Origin of the sequence: Leptospira borgpetersenii serovar Javanica, from assembly GCF_003046425.1 — a bacterium.
Classification (GTDB): domain Bacteria; phylum Spirochaetota; class Leptospiria; order Leptospirales; family Leptospiraceae; genus Leptospira; species Leptospira borgpetersenii.
In genome coordinates, this window is record NZ_QAJG01000026.1 from 27,501 (window position 1) to 42,743 (window position 15,243).

The window sequence follows — 15,243 nt, forward strand, 5'->3', positions numbered from 1 at the left end:
AATACTGGATGATGGGAGAATCTCCGCTTGTACGATATAACGTCATTTTGATTCCGAGAACCTTGGGATCTTCGGAAGAGATTCTGAGTAGGTCTTCGATGGCCGAGAAGGATTGGTATGGATGATGAAGAAGTCTGTCTTTCTTTTTAATCGCTTCGAAAATCTTTTCGGGGGTATCGAACTTAAGGGAGACCTTCTGTTGAAAAAACGGATACTTAAGTTTGGACGTATGATCCAATCCGTAAAAGAACATCGCGTCGTTTATGTTCAAGATGGAGGCGACATCAAATACCTCGTGATCTTGAAGTTCCAAAAGTTCCCTCAATGTGTTTTTAATAAAGGGGGAAGTCCCCTGATGTATATCCATACGAACCGCGTCCCCCCAGATTCGGTTTCGAAGTTCGTCCTTCATCGTGATGAGTAAGTCTTTGACGGACTTCTCTTCGTCGATGGAAATGTCGGCGTCTCTTATGATTCTAAAAGGATAGATTTCCTTAACGGTCATTCCGTAAAAAAGATCGTCTACGTGCAGTTTGATGATTTCTTCCAAAGGGAAAAATCTTCGTTCCTCTCCTTTCCCTTTCAATTGTAGGAATCGGGGAAGTACGGACGGCACTTGTACAACTGCAAACAAATCTTTTTTCCCCCCGGTCTTTTCGTCTTCGGTGCTTAAGACCATAGCAAGGTTCAAGGATTTATTGAGAATATGAGGGAAGGGATGGGCCGTGTCGATTGCAAGAGGGGTGAGAATCGGAGATACGTCTTCCTTATAATAATTTTGAATTTGTTTGATCTCGTTGATCGTCAATTCTTCCGGATTGAGAATGAGATGGATTCCGGCCGTTTTCAATTCTTCTAATGTTTTGGAGAAGGTTTCATATTCTTCTCGGACGAATACGCGGACTTTATCCGATAAGTCGGAAAGAATTTCGGAAGCGCTGTCGCCGTTTAAACTTCTTTCGTCGTTTCCTTCCTTTACGAGGTTACGAAGTCCGGCGACCCGGACCATATAAAATTCATCGAGGTTGGTTTCGGTGATACTTAAGAATTTCAGTCTTTCCAAAAGTGGGTTTTCGGGATCGTTTGCCTCTTCCAATACGCGCCGGTTGAAATCGATCCAAGAAAGTTCCCGATCGAAAAATATGTCCGGGTTATTCAAATGAATGTCAGGTTCGTTTTTGTCGGAAGAATCGCCTTGGATTGCAGTCATTGGAGTTCGGCCCTGTACTTTTGGTTTTGACATTAGATATCCTGAAAATTTTCAAAAATCCCTCAGTCGGTTCTATTCCTGTTTAAACCTGCTTGGCCGGGAGTCAATGATTCTAAGAAGATTTTGATGAGTTGATTTTTCGGCTCCTTTCCATTTTGGACGGAGTGAGACATAGAACTTGTCGGTTTTTCTTTGATTTGTATTTTGTCCGGTCGGTGAAATTTTTCCGGGTATCGTTTTGATCCACTCGAGTATCCTTTCATTTCTAAACTTGACGAAGAATGAAGAACTTGTTCCAAAACTGTCTTCTGAAAGTGGAAACCCCTTTCGTTTTATTACGGATTTGCTAAAGACGTGAATTTGATATAAGAAAGTAAGGATGATCGTTGATTCTCGGAAAGTTTTAGGGATGGTTTGGCGATTGCAAAAAAAGGGGACGGTGTAACTTTCGTCCCCCCGTCCATTTCAAAATGAAAATTCGCAGTGGAGGAACACAACCAGGGAGGTTGTTGTCCATCCATTGAAAAGTATCGGTTGTAGGAGTTCTCACATTAGGCTTCGGGTTAAAAAATATAGGTGTGAATTAAAAAACTAAAAACTTTATGCGGTGCAAAACCTTTGACTTTTAAGGGGTAGAGTTTTTTCTGGCTATCATTATGCTGACCGTCGTAACTGTACTGTTTCTGGCCATTTATGGGATCGACATTGTCGCTCTCTTTTTTTTCGGGATCCATACTTATATTATGGTATATCTCTACAAAAAGAACCATACATATTGCGAATCCGAGCCAGACAAAATCTTAGATGTCAACGATCCGAATTTGCCGGTAGTAACCGTACAACTTCCAATCTTCAACGAGTTCTATGTTGTGGATCGTTTGATTGAAACTACGGTCGCACTCAAATATCCAAAAGACAAACTTGAAATTCAACTTTTGGATGATTCCACGGATGAGACGATCGAAAAGTCTAGAAATCTTATCAATCATTACAAAGCTCTCGGATTTGATATCCATCACCTTCACAGAGCCGGAGCGGAGCGCACCGGACACAAGGCCGGAGCTCTGGAAGCCGGAATGAAAGTGGCTCGGGGAGAGTATATCGCAATTTTCGACGCGGATTTTATGCCGGACCCTGATTTCTTGATTAAAACCGTACCTTACTTCGAGGATCCTCAAATCGGAATGGTTCAGGTTCGTTGGGGACATATCAATGCGGATTACAACGTTCTTACCAAAGCTCAATCGTTCGGTATCGACGGGCATTTTATGATTGAGCAAGTTGCAAGAAACGGTTCCCATCTTTGGATGAATTTTAATGGAACCGCCGGAATTTGGAAGAAGGAATGTATCATCGATTCGGGAGGATGGGAACACGACACTCTCACGGAAGACTTCGACCTTTCTTACCGTGCGGAAATGAGAGGCTGGAAATTCCGATATTTTAAAGATATTGAATGTAAGGCGGAGATTCCGGCGATGATATCCGCTTATAAATCTCAACAGTTCCGTTGGTGCAAAGGATCGATCCAAACTGCGGTTAAATTGCTTCCGAGAATTTTTCGTGCGGATCTTCCTTGGAAGATCAAGTCCGAAGCCATCGTTCATTTAATCAATTATTCTGTTCATCCGTTGATGGTGATCAATATTCTATTCAGTGCTCCTTTACTTTTAATGAATTACTGGTCCGGATTCGACTTTTATGACCTTCCAATCGAGATTTTGATGGGGACTGCTGCGGTTCTTTCCGTTGGATCCGTTGGACCGATGATTTTCTATGCGTATTCACAAAAAATTCTCCACAAAGATTGGAAGAGAAGAATGGTTTATCTTCCTATTCTTATCATGATTGGGACCGGAATTGCGATCGTAAACACAAGAGCTTGGCTCGAAGCGATTCTTGGAATTCAATCTTCTTTCAAACGTACACCGAAACTCAAAATCGAGAAAAGTACGGATGTTTTGAAAGAAAGACTGAAATATACGGTTCCGTTGGACTTTCACGTGGTGCTTGAATTTCTAATGGGATTTTATTGTTTAGGAACCGTGTTTCTTTCCTTTGTTCTCGGAAAGCCGCAGATCGTAGGATTTTTGGTGATTTATGCACTCGGATTCTTTTATGTAGGATATTTATCTTTGAAGGAAGCTGCCTGGAAACTCGGAGCTTCCTCCAAACAAGGGTCGACGGAAGAACTTCCTGCGCAAGCGTAAAACTGCGGGTCTCAATAGGCTCATGTTTTAGGAATTATTAGTATTAGCAATTCCTACATTCGCAGTATTTATAGGAAGCCCTAACCGATAACAAACTCGTCCTAATCGAGGGACATACTTAAACTCGTTTGTGGAAAGTTATGGTTGGGTCAGTCTAACTAGCAGGAGTTTTCCAGCTGTCCGAGGTTCGAGCGCTTGTGCTTGACTTCGCGCTTTTTTCTGAAAAATTGACAAAAAATCGTTACTTTTAATAGGAATCCCGATGAGTGAGAAAGTTTACTGCGCTAATTGCCTACACTGCGTGACCGTAAGGCAGTATGAATCCGAGGCGGACAAATATATTCTCCGCGTAAAATGTACCAAGAAAAAATGGTCTAAGCGATCCGGAGAAGAAAAGCTTTATAAATATTTTACCGTTGCTCGCCGTATGCAAGTGAACTGTGAATTTTATGAGCCGATGGGTGAAATTCTTCCTTATATCAAAAATCTTAAGAAAGAACTTCCGATCAAAGACGAAATCTACATGGTGAAAACTCTCACCTAAAGAGTTTTGAAGCCCTCCGCTTTTACTCTCAAACCAGGATTGGTCCACGGAAAATTTTCTCGTAAGACCGTCCTGGAAGAACCTTTTACATTATTTCCCGAATCGGGGGCGCTCTATCTAAAAGAATTCCCCACTCGAGTGCGTGCAGGAGAACCTCTCGTCCGGCAATCTGTCGGAACACTTTTATCTCCGGTAGATGGAATCGCAAGTCTCATCCAAGGAGAACATTCCACAAAGATCCGAATCGTTCAAGACGGGAGTTTTCAATTGTCGGGTGAGATTCAAATCGATCCTTCTTTGAAATTGGAAGAAGCCTTGGAAAGAATGGATGAACTCGGACTTGTTTCTCTCGATTTCCCGGACACTACGTTATCCTCTCTTTTCAAAGCGTTTCGGTCGTCTTTAATCGTTCTTTCTCCATATACAAAAACCCAATCCGTCGACTTTCGAAAAATTCTTTTGAAAGAATGCAAAGAATTGCATATTCTATTTTTGGAATATATAGCAGCTTGGTTTCCAGGAGCCGTAATCAAGGATCATATTTTGTCTCCTGTTCCTTTTCGAAAGTATGAATACCCGGTCGGCTTTCCCCAATATTTCGTAAAAAAGGCGTTTTCCGAAAAAGTATTCCAAAAAGAGAAAATTCTTTATCTCGGACCGGAAACCCTCTATCATCTTTACAGAGCTTTGTTCAGAAAGATCCCTTATATCGAAAGGCATATCAGTATATATTACGTAGGAAAAAACGGCGATCTCAAAAAAGAGGAATCTCCGATCAAGTTTAGAGATGGACAGAGTCTTAGTTTTCTTCTTCTCGAAAAAAGGAAGGAATACCCGAGTTTCACTTTCAATTCCTTTTTTGACGGAGGGGAGTTTCATTCCTCTTCCGATGAATATTTTTTAGATATCTACAAACATCATTCCATCATATTCGTTTCGGATAAAATCAGAGAGCGGAAAGAATTTCCTTGTATCGAGTGTGGAGAATGTACTTACAACTGTCCTCTGGAATGCAATCCGGTTTCCCTTGTTACCGGTCAGGGACGATTTTTTGCAAACGCTTGCATCGAATGCGGAATTTGTACGTTTCTCTGCCCTTCCAGAATTTCACTCAGGGACCGAATTCGAAACGCAAAAACGGAGAATCGGAATGCGTGATTATCTCCTTGTCACGAAGACCGGTTTTTTTCGTAAATCGGATCCATTTTTTCCGGATATTTTGATCGGATTGTTTTCGATCGCCGGAATCGTTTTGTTCGGAAACGCTCCATTATGGATTTGTTATGTAGTAGTTCTTGCTGCTTGTTTCGTTTATCAATTTGCGATCGTGAAACGTTCAGTGTATCCTCTGAAATGGATCGTTCATACGGGGATCTTCGTTCTTCTTTTGCCGATTCATCCCGGAACGGTCGTTTGGGCCATTCTTGCAGGGATTGTCGGTGTTTTTTTATATTCTCCCTTGGAAAATTTCTTCAGAATTCAGGCGCCTCTTTCTCTGATTCAACTTCTGATTTTTTTGCTATTTTATCTTTTATTTCCGGCAGTTGATGTTTTCTCCGGGATTGCGGATAAGCCGAGTTTGTCTTTTAGGAACGAATTCATCTCGGATATTTTCAGCGTTCTTTCTTTTTCGCAGGACGGTTATTCTCCTTGGAGATTTTCTTCTTTGGAAACGATGGGAGCGTATTCGATTCTCTTCCTGATTCCGGTATTTTTAAAAAGACCGAGTTCTTTTCAGATCCCCTTGATCTTCGGAGTTGGTTTGGTTTTGGGAATCGGAAATCTTTCTTTGGAATATGCTCCCGTTCTTTTGTCCGCTTGGGTTTCGTTTGCAATTCTTTTTGCCGCACCGGGAAGAAATTTATATACTGCTTGGATTTATTCCCTGATCGGAGTTTTTGTGACTGTGGTTCTTTTTTATGCCACCCAAGTTTTAGTTGGCATTTCTTTACCACTTTTCACCTTTTCCGTTTTCTATTTTTTCATTGAAGCCAGTTTGATCCGTATATTTCTGGGAAGCAGAGTCGATAATTTCGGACAATTAGAATAGCTCGTAATTGTAATTAGAATGATGATTGTGTATCGTAACAAATGTAGACGGAAATACCAAATTCACGGAGAGTTGGGAGTATGAATCAACTATTGACTCTTCTGCGCCCCGAAACGATTATTTTTAATTTGGAATCCGGGACTAAAGAAGAAGTTATTTCCAGGCTTTTGCAGAAAGCGGTCGATACACGTCAGATTGACGCCGAAAATAAGGAAGAAATTTTGGAGTCTCTTCTTGCCCGCGAAAAGTCGATGTCCACAGGAATCGGAAGCGGGGTGGCGATTCCGCACTGTTCGGTCAATCTCGTAGACGAACTCAAATGTGTAATGGGACTCAACCCAAGCGGAATCGATTTCGATTCGATTGATCATCAACCGGTTCATATCTTTATTCTTCTTATCGTCCCGAAAACCAAATTTCAAGAACACATCAAAACTCTAGCACAGATCGCAAAAGCACTAAACGTAAAAGAAGATAGGGAAAAACTCATTCGTTCCGGATCTTTCGAGGAAATCCAAAAAGCTTTTTCTCGGAACGTATAACTGTGAGGGGGGAAATCTCCAGGTTTTTTTTATTTCTTATCGCATTGATTTTTTTTTCCGTTCTATTCGGTCATCTTCGTTCGTTGAACCAAGAGTATCTTTACGCGGATTCCTCTTTTTCAAAGGAGGAATCTTTTCTGAAGCGAAAAACTTTTTCGTCTCAAATACTTTCTTTTGTAGAAGGAATCATAACGTTTCGATCCGGTAAAACCGTTTCCGGAGAGTCGGTTTGGAAACATATCGCTTCGAGAATTCTCCCGACCTTACACCTCGCGATTTTTTCTGTGGGTTGGGGGAGTTTTTTTGCGATTTTTATCGCACTCCTCGTTTCCAAAAACGAGAAGAATACTCTTAAAAAGGGTTTTCTCTTTTTGAGTAATTGGATTCTTTCCACGCCGATTTTTGTCGTAGCTATCGTCCTACTTCTGATTTTTTTCGTACAATTGGAATGGCTTCCTCCAGGGGGATATGAACCTTGGAATACCATGTATGTGATCCTTCCCGGAGTTGCTTTGGGTTCCAGGGTCTGGGCGAGAATTTACCAGTTTGCCTTAAGTTTTACGGAGATCGAATTGGATTCCCCTTATGCGAAAGTTTTGAGGGCAAGGGGGTATTCTAAAAATAGAATATTATGGAATCATGTTTTATTAAAAATCTTTCCTTTGCTGGTTGTTTTGATTCTTCTCGATTTTAGTTCCCTGCTTTCCGGCGCGATGATCGTGGAGGAGATATTTTTCTTTCCCGGAATCGGTAAATCCATGTATTACGCGATTCAGACGATGGATTCGGAGTTACTTAGCGCCCTTCTCTTTTACAGCGGTCTTACATTTTACGTTTTCGGTAGGGTCTCTATTCGTTTTCAGGAAAATCTTACCGGTAAGGAGAGTCCTTCTTGATTTCGCTCGGCAATTTTCTGAGAGCTCTTTTTGTGTTTTCGGTTTTGATCGGAGTTTTTTGGAAAAGTCCGCCCACGAACGTTTTTTTGGAAGACAGTTTTTGTTCCGTGACTTGGGATCGCCCTTTCGGTTGTGATCGTTTGGGAAGGGATGTTTATGGTCTTTTTTCATACGGAACCGTTTCGACTTTTCTGTTTTCGCTTCCTGCTCGACTTCTTACTTTGGCGTTTAGTTCTTTGGTCTGTCTGTTTCAATACTCAGTCCCGTTTACGGGAAGGTGGTTTTTTGTTCCGATCTCGTCCGTGTTTGTCTCCGTTCCTTCCTTGCTTATCGCACTTCTTACGGTTCATGCTTTAGGGCATAGCCCTTTTGTTTTGATCGTCGCGGTTTTGTTGGGAGATTGGGCTTTCTCTTACGAAACGATTCAGAGTAAAATCAGGGAAACGGACGGAAGCGGATTCGTACTTGCGTCCGTTTTCTTTGGAGCTTCGAGATCGAATGTATTTCGATCTCATATATTTCCTGCCGCTCTTCCGGTCTTAAAAGTTCTATTTACTACTGGCTTACCCGGAGTTGTAATGACGTTGGCGCTTTTTAGTTACCTCGGTGTGAGTGCGGGTGCGGATTGGTTTGGTCCCGGTCTTGGAGAACAAATCTCCTTTGCTAGGGATTACGCTTATTCAGCCCCTTTGGCTTTGGGGATGCCTATTTTGGGGATCGTAGGTTTGGTTGCCGTTTTAAACGTGGGAAAAAGATGATTAGAATATCCGCATTTCTTTTAATATTAGCGATTTTGAGTATAGAAGTTTTTGCGGAGGGAATTGACGATTATTATCGTTTTTCGGAAGGTGGAATGCCCGAAAAAATCACTTTTGAAACGGAAAGGAAACTATGTATATTCTCCCTCAAAAATCAAAATGCGGATCCGAACCTGGATTATCTAAGCAAGGGTTACGGGGGAGTTTTATATTCCGGTTTAAAAGGACTTTTTCAAATTTTCGATCCGGAAGTGATTCCGAAAAGTATACAACACGCTTTCGGGAAACCTGTGGGAAAAGTGATTTACAAAAAGGGAGAATGGAGCGGAGACATTTTGGAACAAGTGAAGAAGACGAAAGAAACTTCTCCCGCGAAAGATCCGCGTTTTCTGTTTTTAAAGACGGAGTTCCTATCGGAGGAAACTCCGCCCGAAAATAACACTCTGTTTTTATCCGGAAAGAAGTCGGGATGTTTCTATCATCTTGCGGGAACGTTCGAAAAAAAAAGCGAATCTCAAATGGAATTAAAACTCGTTTTGAGATCATCCAAAGACGGGTCTCGAAAAGAATTCAGAGCCGTGACTAGCGTTAGACGCTCTTATCAAGAATTGGACGGTTTGATCGGAGAGATAAAAAAGGAACTGATCGGGAATAACACGGTTTCATTCTCTTTTAAATCGGGAAACATGGAGGGTGTTCTCGTATTTTTGGACGGGCAGTTTCTTGGTAAAACTCCTTTGCAGAGATCGGATATCCTTCCCGGAAGTCATAGGGTCAAATACTACAAGGACGGTTTTCAAAGCGAAGAAAAAAAGGTTTCGATTCGAGACGGCGGGAGTTTTGAAATCCTTCTTTCCGAGATTCCGAAAGAAGGATTGATCTCCGTCATTTCGAATCCGGAGGGTGCAAACGTTTATCTCGGTTCCGAATTTTTAGGAAAAACTCCTTTGAGTAATGTTCGTGTTAAAACCGGGTATAACCGTCTTCGACTTTCGATGGAAGGTCATGTGGACCTTTTAAAGGGCGTGGAGATTAAGAAAGACGAGGAAACGAAGTTGGACCTTATCTTAAGACCGGGAGATACTCTCAGTTATTATAAAAATAAACAAAATGTTTTTTTAGACCATTCTTATAATGATTTTTCGATCTATTCCTTGTACGGAATCCTTTTGTTTTACGCCGGTTATTATTACTTCAATTTAAAAGCGAACGACTTATACGATCGCGCTCGTAGTCGGGTCAATTTTACCAATCTTTTTTTGGCAGCCGGCGTTGCTCCGCAAGACCAGTTTATCGGATTGTACCTCTATGAGGAAAGAATCATTCGTGAAACGAACGCGGACGCGGGCAAATATCAAAAGTTATCCGGGAACTTCGGACGGCGAGAAGGTATCACCGGAGGTGTGATGGTTTACGGTATGGCTGCGATGCTGATCTTAGCCGTAACTTTTTATTGGCTCGGTTTGGACGAAGAAACTTTAGATGTAGGTGTTGCACCGAAACGGGTTCATAACCCTTATGCGATTTCGGATCAATTCGTCGAGGTCGATTCTTATGCGAAGTTTAATTTAAGATTTTAAGTTCTGTTATATTCAGAGGACTGATAACAGTGTCGTACGCTCCTACTGAAAACAGTTTTGGACAGACTCTTTTGAATGTGTTCGTAAGATTCTGATCTGTGGTAGTTCCACATTTTAAGAATAGATTTAATGACAGATCGAATCCGAAACAATCGGGAATAAACGAAAGCTTCCGAGAATTAAAGTCGACTTTTGTATATCGTCTGAATTTTGTAAGATGGATCTGAACTCGATGCCGTCGATTGTCTCTTTGAAGTGACAACTTTCAGGAAGAGCGAACCCGTCCTCCTTTAAAAACTGAAAGTCGAGAATATCCGATTGGTTAAGTGCATTCCGCAGAATTTTCAAGATTCCGTCCCCATCCTTATCCTTCAACAAACCGACATAAACCTGAAACTTTTGCCCAGGATACAGAATGGATAAACTTTGCAGAGTTTCTTTAACGGCGTCCGGATTGTGTGCAGGATCGAAAACGAGTAGGGGGGAATTTCGTAAAACGCTTAATCTTCCCGACGGAAGGGTTATGTATTTTTCGAAAGTTTTGAAACTGGGCGCGTTTGAAGCCAAAAAAACGTTTTCAGGTTTAGAGAATTCCGGATCTATCGTCGGGCGTTTTAATTTTTGGAACAATTCAGAATTTAAAATATTCTGAAATACTTGATAAGAGAAATGTTGATTCCTGATGAGATAGGTCGCATCGCTCGGAATCTGCGGCAGAATCATGCAAGAAATCTTATTTTGAGAACACCAGGATTTGATTTTTTCGTTTAAGTTTGGTTCTTCCTGTTCGATCGCAAAAAAGGCTTTTGTGTTGGTGGTGCAGATCTTTAGTTTTTCGTACAGGATTTCTTCTTTCGTATTTCCTAATATTTCCCTGTGGTCTAAACCTATAACTCCCAAAACGACTACGTCCGGATCACAGAGTTTTGTTGCATCCAGCCTTCCTCCGAGTCCTGCTTCGTAAATTTGAATTTCCGCGAATTCTTTTTCGAAAAAAAAGAAGGCGGCACAGGTAAAGAGTTCGAAAAAAGAAAAGGATTTCAAAGCTTCTTCCGCTCCTATGGATTTCCATTCGTTTAACAATCGATCCAATTCTTTCGTTTGAATATCCCGGAAGTTTTGCGCATTTGTGCCGATTTTAATTCTTTCCAAAGGAGAGATCAAGTGTGGCGAGGTATAAAGCCCTGTTTTGAAACCGAAAAGTCTGAAGTATTCTCCTAAAAAATGTGCGATGGAACCCTTCGCATTTGTTCCTATCACGGAAATTCTGCAAAGAGTGGATCGGTTTCTTTTGTTCAAGTCGAATTGATTCAAAACCTTTGCGAACGGTTCGAGAGAATATCCGGTAAAAACGTTAAAGTTTCTGGTTTTCTCTAAGTTGGGAAGTTGGTTGATAAATTTGAAAAAGTCGGAATTTGCACTCATCGATTTGTTAATGTTTGAGACAAACGTTCTCTGGTTTTGAGAATATCGTTCGAGTTAGGCGAAATACCAGTGAAAAGTTCGAACTGTTTCATCGCCTGATGTAAAAGCATCTCCGATCCGGGAATGATTTTCGCTCCGGCCTTTTTGGCGGCCTTAACCAGAGGGGTTTCCAAAGGATTATAAACGATATCAAAGAGAGTCATGTTCGGATTAAAAAATTTTTCCGAAAGAAACGGACCCGGGGCTTGGCCTTTCATTCCAAGTGGAGTTGTGTGGATCACTAGGGAAATTTCTTCCTTTCGAGAAAAAAGAGAATCCTGAGTGATATGTTCCATTTTGACGTTCGAATTCTCGGAAATCAAAAAACAGATTTCTTTTGCAGTCATTTCATTTCTCGAACAAAGGAATAAATTTTGAATTTTGCCTGAGGCGGCTAAATTGTATGCGATTCCTCTCGCACTTCCTCCGCTTCCAAGAATAACCGTATTACCAACGTTTAAGGACTCTGGAGATAATTCTAAAATGGAACGATAGGCTCCTTCTCCGTCCGTATTGTACGCATGAATCGAATCGGGACCGATCAATAAAGTGTTGGATGCTTTCATGATTGTGGACGTGCTGTCCGCTTTGTCGGCCAGAAGAAAGGCTTTTTCTTTGTGAGGGATCGTCACCGAAAGACCGAGTATTCCCGAGTTTCGGAATTCCTGAATCGTTTTCGAATTCAATTCAGGGGTTTCAAAAACGAGATAAGAGGCGTCAATTCCTCTATCTTTATAAATTGAATTATGGATAAGAGGGGAAAGAGAATGTGAGAGTGGAAACCCGACTATGCCGAAAGTTTTGGCGGTTTGATTTGTTTTGCTGTTCAAATTTGGTTTTCTCGTTGTTTGGCATTACAAACAGATCTTAGGATTTCGTTTGCTTGATTCGTTTCTTGTTAAATAAATGAAATGGACTCAAGACTTTTGACTTTTTTGCTCTAAAAGAAGCAAGTTTTAGAACAGGTAGTAAAATGAGTCGACTAAAAAGACAATTTCCTAGAATGCTGTATTGGAATGAGCCTACTGAATTTACCTGATTCTTTTTTATATGGACAGAGCGGACAACTCTTTTTGATGCCGCTTGCTGCTTTTTCAGGTTCGCCATGGTGGACTACCATTCTTGACGTTTTGTTTGTAGTCGGGATTTCCGGTGGACTTTCCTGGTATTATTACTATTATAAGCGCAAGGATCTTCTCGGAGGATTTTGGGGAGCTCTTATCGTTGCACTTCTCGGATCTCTTATTATCCTTTCCTTGCTTCAAGATTTCATCCGTTCGGTGGTTCTTTGGTTGGTTTCGCCTAAGTTTGGGATCTATCAAATCTCGAATGTAAACTTACTTGCGGTTTTATTGGGTGGTCTTCTCGCTCTTTACATCATGAACCGCATTAATCACAACAAAGAAAGACGAGATTAATCCTTAAACAAAGGGCTGATTGCGTCGGTATCGATCGCTCAAAATTGTAAGTTTTGAGTGAGGCCTGACGTATGCACGTTTTATAAAAAACGAATGAAGTATTCGAGTATTTCTCGTATTACAAAGCTTATATCTACGAAAATATACCGTGATTGTTTGCTTTCTTGAACAAAATCAAACATTCTAACTTTTGAAACAAGCTTATTACAGTATTCTTTTCATGTGTTCGAGTAGTAACGTCGCATTGATTGCTTTTTCTATCGTTTAAAATTATGAGAGTCCCACAATTTTAGATTTTGAAGTTAGATTTCCATCTTTATGAATTGAGATTAAATTTTATAGTATTTTAATATACTAATGATTTGCTTGACAGGGTTGTTTTGTGGCTCTTTTTGAAATTTAAATTAATATAATATTTATATAGTGGGTTTTATGCTCTGGAGATCTTAGAATTGGTTGCTTTCAGGCATCCCTATGAAGAGTTTGTTCCAAAACCTAAGAACGTATGTATGAGACTGTTCGAGCGATAAAATCCGTTAGAAAGTCCATAAATCACCTAACTTAAGGGAATTCCTACGTTCTATTACGAACTTATGAAATGATTGTACTGATTTTCTTTGAGGTTTTGGGGACGGACTCGAAGTTAAAAAATAACAGAAAGTTATAAAGAATTCCCATGCGAAACCACTGTTTTACGACATTCGAGAATTCTAAAATCTATTTTATAGAGGTTCCCTTCCGGAATTGTGCCTCGTTCGTTTTGAAATTCGAGCTTTGAAAAATAACGTCTAAACCGAGAAAATATCTAGGCAATATTCATTCTTTTTGATTTTATAAGAATCCTTCCAGAGAAGCTCTTGAACTATACTCGATAAATTATCTCGGAATCGTGATAGAAAAAAACTGGTCTTTAAAATAGTTTCTAAAAATATGCGAACAGCACATAATTTTATGAATCTAGGAGTTCGTCTTAAAGTGAAGAATCTATACGTTCTTTTGTATTCCTTTTGGGTTCATTCTCGGTTCGGATTCTTCGTTCCGATGCTATTTTTTTTATATTCTTGTACAAGTTTAGAATTGAACTCCGTAAGAGGCGTGGATTCGTCGAAACCGATCCTAAACTCCCGAAAGAATTCCGACATTTCAAATCATTCCTCTTCAAATTGTAAATCGAATGGCAAAAAATACCAATGGTATGTTCTTTTCGGTTCGGTTCCGATCAATACAGTGAACTATTCGGAGATCCTACCCGATCAAAATCGTACTTATCGAGTGATTCTTAAAACGACTTGGTTGGACGGAATACTCAGTACGTTTTTGGGAATTGCCGCTTCCGTTACCCGTAAAACAATTGATGTCGAAAGTTGCGGTTCTAAAGAAACTACTGTTGCAGTTACCAGCGATTCGGAAAAACCCGAAAAAGAAATTTCCAAAGTTGATGTGACGGGAATTAAGGAAGAGTTTATTAAACGGAATGAAAAACAATGGAAAGAGGAGTTCCAAGAGAGGATTCATTCTTCTTTGAAAGAGGAACTGGAAAGTTCCTGGAATAAAGAACTGAAACATTCGAAGAGTCTTTCCGTCCTGTTTTTGAAGTCGGGTGAAATCGTGAAAGGAACCGTAATCCGAATCAATGAAAACGGAGTTAAATTGTTTTATAAGGGTAAAGAAAGAAGTTTCCAACGTTCGGATATTCAAAGAGTTCGATTTCAAGATTAAGGCGATAAAATTATGACGGATGTTCGAATGCTTTTTTTTAGGATCTTTCTTTCTTTTTTTCTACTTTTAAACTCGGCTTGTTACTTGAATCCTTATTTCAGGGATTTTGTCTTGCCTGATGAGGAAAAAGATTCTTTAGTTTCTTTGTTATTGATTTTGATTGCGGGAACCCAAGCCCCTCCGGTGATTCAAGGGGAAACTATTTTTTTCCCTTCGACCGGTCTTACTTGGATGCGATGTTCCCGTGGTCAAACCTATAATGTTGCCACGGATTCTTGTACCGGATTTTTAGTTTCTCCTCAATATTGTTCCACTTTGGACAATCAATGTAATGGAACTCCGGGAGGGATTTTGACTTCAGGGCCTGCTTTCAATTCTTGTTCTACTTTCAATGTTTCCGGTAGGACGATGACGTGGAGAGTTCCCACACATACGGAATTAAAGGGGATCGTTTATTGTTCTAATGGAACTGATTTGAAGAATTCTCAAGATAAAACCTGCGCCGCGGCGGGTACTAGTTTTGAAACTCCTACGATCCGGAAAGATTGGTTTCCGGGAAATCCAACCGGAAGTTTGATAGAATTTTGGACTAGTACAAGTGATCCTTTCAATTCAGCCACCGCTTGGAAAGTCAATTTTACCACTGGATCCACAAATACGACTACGGCAAAAAATGTTTCGGGTTATCTTCGTTGTGTGAGTTCCCGCTAAGACTCGTAGTTTTACCATAAAATCTTAAAGTTAACGCGAATTCGATTTAGACAAAATGGCGCCCCTTCTGGGCTTGAAAAGCGTGGGTTAGATGCGAGCATTTACCACAAAACAAGAAAACCAACAGAAGGAACGCAATGA

At 40.5% G+C, this 15,243-nt stretch carries 14 protein-coding genes (1 of these 14 cut by a window edge); 11 read left to right on the forward strand and 3 right to left on the reverse strand.

The genetic code is table 11. The features are described 5' to 3' along the window. Positions 1 to 1,243, reverse strand: partial view of a polyphosphate kinase 1 gene (ppk1, locus tag CLV95_RS15880; protein ID WP_002740766.1) — the 5' portion only. Its footprint begins 896 nt before the window's first position; 1,243 of the gene's 2,139 nt are visible here — the first part of the coding sequence; its start codon is at positions 1,241 to 1,243; its stop codon lies beyond the left edge, outside the window. Between the two features lie 623 nt (positions 1,244 to 1,866). Here ppk1 and CLV95_RS15900 point away from each other — a divergent pair. From CLV95_RS15900 to CLV95_RS15935, 8 genes are all read left to right on the forward strand, one after another. Then, positions 1,867 to 3,420: a cellulose synthase family protein gene (locus CLV95_RS15900; protein ID WP_016749129.1), complete on the forward strand. Its 1,554-nt coding sequence runs from the start codon at positions 1,867 to 1,869 to the stop codon at positions 3,418 to 3,420. Positions 3,421 to 3,682: 262 nt separating this feature from the next. Continuing rightward, on the forward strand, positions 3,683 to 3,964 hold the full coding sequence (locus tag CLV95_RS15905) for a hypothetical protein (protein WP_004459036.1): 282 nt from the start codon (positions 3,683 to 3,685) through the stop codon (positions 3,962 to 3,964). A gap of 6 nt (positions 3,965 to 3,970) precedes the next feature. Next, a complete protein-coding gene (locus CLV95_RS15910; protein WP_002733124.1) occupies positions 3,971 to 5,122 on the forward strand; it encodes a hypothetical protein in 1,152 nt (383 codons plus the stop codon). Beyond that, a complete protein-coding gene (locus CLV95_RS15915) occupies positions 5,115 to 6,014 on the forward strand; it encodes a hypothetical protein (protein ID WP_002722068.1) in 900 nt (299 codons plus the stop codon). Before CLV95_RS15910 ends, CLV95_RS15915 begins: the two co-directional genes overlap by 8 nt. An 80-nt stretch (positions 6,015 to 6,094) precedes the next feature. Then, positions 6,095 to 6,556, forward strand: coding sequence for a PTS sugar transporter subunit IIA (locus CLV95_RS15920; protein ID WP_002722124.1), 462 nt, complete (start codon positions 6,095 to 6,097; stop codon positions 6,554 to 6,556). 2 nt (positions 6,557 to 6,558) lie between these two features. Beyond that, the gene (locus CLV95_RS15925; RefSeq protein WP_002722003.1) at positions 6,559 to 7,452 is read left to right on the forward strand and encodes an ABC transporter permease subunit; all 894 of its coding nucleotides are present in this window, start codon (positions 6,559 to 6,561) and stop codon (positions 7,450 to 7,452) included. Continuing rightward, positions 7,449 to 8,210 carry an ABC transporter permease subunit gene (locus tag CLV95_RS15930; RefSeq protein ID WP_002733128.1) on the forward strand — a complete coding sequence of 254 codons (762 nt, stop codon included), beginning with the start codon at positions 7,449 to 7,451 and terminating at the stop codon, positions 8,208 to 8,210. Before CLV95_RS15925 ends, CLV95_RS15930 begins: the two co-directional genes overlap by 4 nt. Next, positions 8,207 to 9,790, forward strand: coding sequence for a PEGA domain-containing protein (locus CLV95_RS15935; protein ID WP_002721978.1), 1,584 nt, complete (start codon positions 8,207 to 8,209; stop codon positions 9,788 to 9,790). Before CLV95_RS15930 ends, CLV95_RS15935 begins: the two co-directional genes overlap by 4 nt. A gap of 126 nt (positions 9,791 to 9,916) precedes the next feature. On the opposite strand, the gene CLV95_RS15940 is transcribed toward CLV95_RS15935, so the two are convergent. Together CLV95_RS15940 and aroE are read right to left on the reverse strand one after the other, a co-directional pair. Beyond that, positions 9,917 to 11,215: a folylpolyglutamate synthase/dihydrofolate synthase family protein gene (locus CLV95_RS15940; protein ID WP_002733153.1), complete on the reverse strand. Its 1,299-nt coding sequence runs from the start codon at positions 11,213 to 11,215 to the stop codon at positions 9,917 to 9,919. Next, a complete protein-coding gene (gene aroE, locus CLV95_RS15945; protein WP_002722010.1) occupies positions 11,212 to 12,084 on the reverse strand; it encodes a shikimate dehydrogenase in 873 nt (290 codons plus the stop codon). The genes CLV95_RS15940 and aroE overlap by 4 nt, the downstream gene beginning before the upstream one ends. Positions 12,085 to 12,279: 195 nt before the next feature. Here aroE and CLV95_RS15950 point away from each other — a divergent pair, with 195 nt between their 5' ends. The 3 genes from CLV95_RS15950 to CLV95_RS15965 all read left to right on the forward strand — a co-directional run bounded on the left by CLV95_RS15950 (position 12,280) and on the right by CLV95_RS15965 (position 15,102). Beyond that, the gene (locus CLV95_RS15950; RefSeq protein ID WP_026054078.1) at positions 12,280 to 12,672 is read left to right on the forward strand and encodes a hypothetical protein; all 393 of its coding nucleotides are present in this window, start codon (positions 12,280 to 12,282) and stop codon (positions 12,670 to 12,672) included. 975 nt (positions 12,673 to 13,647) lie between these two features. Beyond that, positions 13,648 to 14,391, forward strand: coding sequence for an LIC_13076 family protein (locus CLV95_RS15960; protein ID WP_020764724.1), 744 nt, complete (start codon positions 13,648 to 13,650; stop codon positions 14,389 to 14,391). A gap of 12 nt (positions 14,392 to 14,403) precedes the next feature. Continuing rightward, positions 14,404 to 15,102: an Lcl C-terminal domain-containing protein gene (locus CLV95_RS15965; protein ID WP_002733131.1), complete on the forward strand. Its 699-nt coding sequence runs from the start codon at positions 14,404 to 14,406 to the stop codon at positions 15,100 to 15,102. The last annotated feature ends 141 nt before the right edge of the window (positions 15,103 to 15,243 follow it).

What these genes read in the sequence shown, in the direction of transcription:
- CLV95_RS15900 (WP_016749129.1), top strand. Translation starts at nt 1,867, where the DNA reads ATGCTGACCGTCGTAACTGTACTGTTTCTGGCCATTTATGGGATCGAC.
- CLV95_RS15965 (WP_002733131.1), top strand. Translation starts at nt 14,404, where the DNA reads ATGACGGATGTTCGAATGCTTTTTTTTAGGATCTTTCTTTCTTTTTTT.
- CLV95_RS15940 (WP_002733153.1), bottom strand. Translation starts at nt 11,215, where the DNA reads ATGAGTGCAAATTCCGACTTTTTCAAATTTATCAACCAACTTCCCAAC.
- CLV95_RS15905 (WP_004459036.1), top strand. Translation starts at nt 3,683, where the DNA reads ATGAGTGAGAAAGTTTACTGCGCTAATTGCCTACACTGCGTGACCGTA.
- CLV95_RS15935 (WP_002721978.1), top strand. Translation starts at nt 8,207, where the DNA reads ATGATTAGAATATCCGCATTTCTTTTAATATTAGCGATTTTGAGTATA.
- CLV95_RS15915 (WP_002722068.1), top strand. Translation starts at nt 5,115, where the DNA reads ATGCGTGATTATCTCCTTGTCACGAAGACCGGTTTTTTTCGTAAATCG.
- CLV95_RS15920 (WP_002722124.1), top strand. Translation starts at nt 6,095, where the DNA reads ATGAATCAACTATTGACTCTTCTGCGCCCCGAAACGATTATTTTTAAT.